Source organism: uncultured Rummeliibacillus sp., from assembly GCF_934216135.1.
Lineage (GTDB): Bacteria > Bacillota > Bacilli > Bacillales_A > Planococcaceae > Rummeliibacillus.
In genome coordinates this window covers 1-2,378 of sequence record NZ_CAKQBI010000084.1, presented here as the reverse complement: position 1 = coordinate 2,378, position 2,378 = coordinate 1, and the positions used below count along the sequence as shown (strand labels likewise).

Genomic DNA, 2,378 nt, shown 5'->3' with positions numbered 1-2,378 from the left:
TTGAATACGTCTGATTTCTTTAGCTTCATGACGTCACTCACACGTAGAAGCGTTGCTTTTCCAACTTGGAAGATCGTGTAGTTACGACGCCCAGCCCGAAAACTATCAAGTAACGTATCTTGGACCATTTTTAAGACATTCGAATCTTTGATGGGAAGAACGATTTGTTTAACCATATGAATTACCACCTTTCAAATATAACTTTTTTTCCAGTCAGTTCAGCTAATTTTTTGATTTGATTGTATAAGCCTATTTTTGAAAAATTAACATACATATGGTATTTAGTTAGTTCTATTGGTTTAGTCAACTTCGTCCCTTTAGCTGATATATGTTCTCTATTTCCAAGTATTTGTACTGTATTGGGTTCATTAGGACTCATTAAAGGAATCAATTTATCCAACTCTGCGGATAATACTAAATTAGAAACTAATTGCGTAAATACATCTCTATATGATTTCCCAGTATATAATGATTCTCCAAATATGATTGATATATGACTATTTAGAGTTGAGTTGTCACTATTATCTTCAGTTTGAATGTGTTCTGAATCAAATAAATCGATATTGGCAACATCATTCAATAGTTTCTCAACCTTATTCCATAATGACAGAGCTGAAAATTTGCTTAATTTATCAATATAGCTTTTATTTCCTTGAGTGCTATTATCTAAATCAATATTAGCAGTATTCATTTTTTCAATGATTAAACGTTCTAAAAGATCTAGTTGTGCTTTAGATAGATGCCCATCTTCACGTCCAAAAAATATTAATTTGTTCCACCATGGTTTATTTGTATTGTGTTGTTGTAACCTAGAAAAAATAGAATTAGAGGCTTGACCTACATAACGTTTATTATCTCCTAGTAATACATATATACCTGGTTTTTGAGATTCCTCAATTAATTGAATTGCTGGTAAATCGTCTTTATTGGCAATAACTACAAAAGTAGGTTCATCATAAAAAATAGAAATATTATCATTTCCAGATTCTCGATTAATAAATATATGGTATGGCATAGCGTCCTCCTTTTGGGGTTATTATATCATTAAAATAAATAAACAGCCCCTATAATCCAAATTCTAGATTATAGGGGCTGTTTTTATTTGATTTCTTAGGGGTTATTATCTAATTATAGACCCTAAACAAACATCTTTTGTAAAAAGCCTTTTTTCTGTTCTTTCAACAAATCCAACTTACGTTGATGAAGAGTGATAGTGTTGTCTAATTGTTTGAAGAATGAGCCTATTTTTTGTTGTTCATCCATAGTTGGATAAGGAATTGGCATTTCAACGAAGACAGAGTCCTTAATTGCAAAACGATCGGCACGTGCTCCTGAGTCACCGTTTAGTTCCATGAATCGATGCCAGTAGACAGTATCAAAATACTTCTCAAAGTAATTTTTATCGATATCATGTGTACGGAAAACATAATATAGTGGTGACATTACGCCAGTTCTACCTAATTTATTACGTTTAATTGGTCCAACTGGAGCAAAATTTGAAATACGAGGATTGTAGACAAAATCATCGTTTTTAACTACATAATAGCCAGTAAGATTCTTAGCGTTAGAAATATCTTTATCAAAAAAATCACGTTGATTAATAATTCCATATTCTGCTGAGTTGGTCAAAGTTTCTGTAAACTTACCAGTTTTATTTTTTTCTTTGACCTTATAGGAAATATCTCCCAACTTACGCTCTTCCCAATCGTCAGCAAACCCCGCAAATCGCAATTCAGGAACTTTTGCCCCATTTTTAGGGAACATTTTTTGCAAGTAGCCTTTTTTCTGTTCCTTGAGTAAATCCAACTTACGTTGATGAAGAGCGATAGTATCATCCAGTTGTTTGAAGAATGAACCGATCTTAGCTTGCTCTTTAAATTGTGGAAGATGAACATCAAATGATGAAAGTGCTTCTTTTGTGATAGTTTTAATAGTACCACCTGGTGCTTTAAGCTTTTCAATTTCAAATTTTTTCTGAATTGTATATGCCCAAAACCGTTCATCAGTTTCTTTTTCATAATCTTCGAAAATCAGTAGGGTGCGGTCTACAAATGAATCATACTGAGTGATAGCAACACGTCCAATACTTCCTTGTAGTGTAACTACAACTGTTCCTTTTGGAACAAAAACACTTTTAGATTGAGCTAATTTACTTATTTTTTGTTTTGTATTTTCAACTAAAGTTAGTTTATTAGTCACGTCAACAACTTGTACGAAAGGCATAGCACCTTCGCCATCATACCACTCCTTATTCCCATACGGTTGTGGGAATGAACCACGACGATATTTAGCATGCACCCCTAACTTACGCTCTTCCCAATCATCCGTGAATCCTTTAAATCGCAATTCTGGAACTTTCTTTTTAACTGAATCATCTA

Annotated in this window: 2 protein-coding genes; both read right to left on the bottom strand. The window is 33.1% G+C overall.

From position 1 onward, the window contains the following. Positions 1 to 181: 181 nt before the first annotated feature. Positions 182 to 1,015: a GIY-YIG nuclease family protein gene (locus Q0977_RS18180; protein ID WP_299516604.1), complete on the bottom strand. Its 834-nt coding sequence runs from the start codon at positions 1,013 to 1,015 to the stop codon at positions 182 to 184. Between the two features lie 122 nt (positions 1,016 to 1,137). Then, the coding region (locus Q0977_RS18175; protein ID WP_299516602.1) for a restriction endonuclease subunit S at positions 1,138 to 2,378 on the bottom strand (1,241 nt) is incomplete at its 5' end.

Excerpts from the sequence above, each read along its gene's own strand:
- Q0977_RS18180 (WP_299516604.1), bottom strand. The coding sequence starts at position 1,015 with ATGCCATACCATATATTTATTAATCGAGAATCTGGAAATGATAATATT.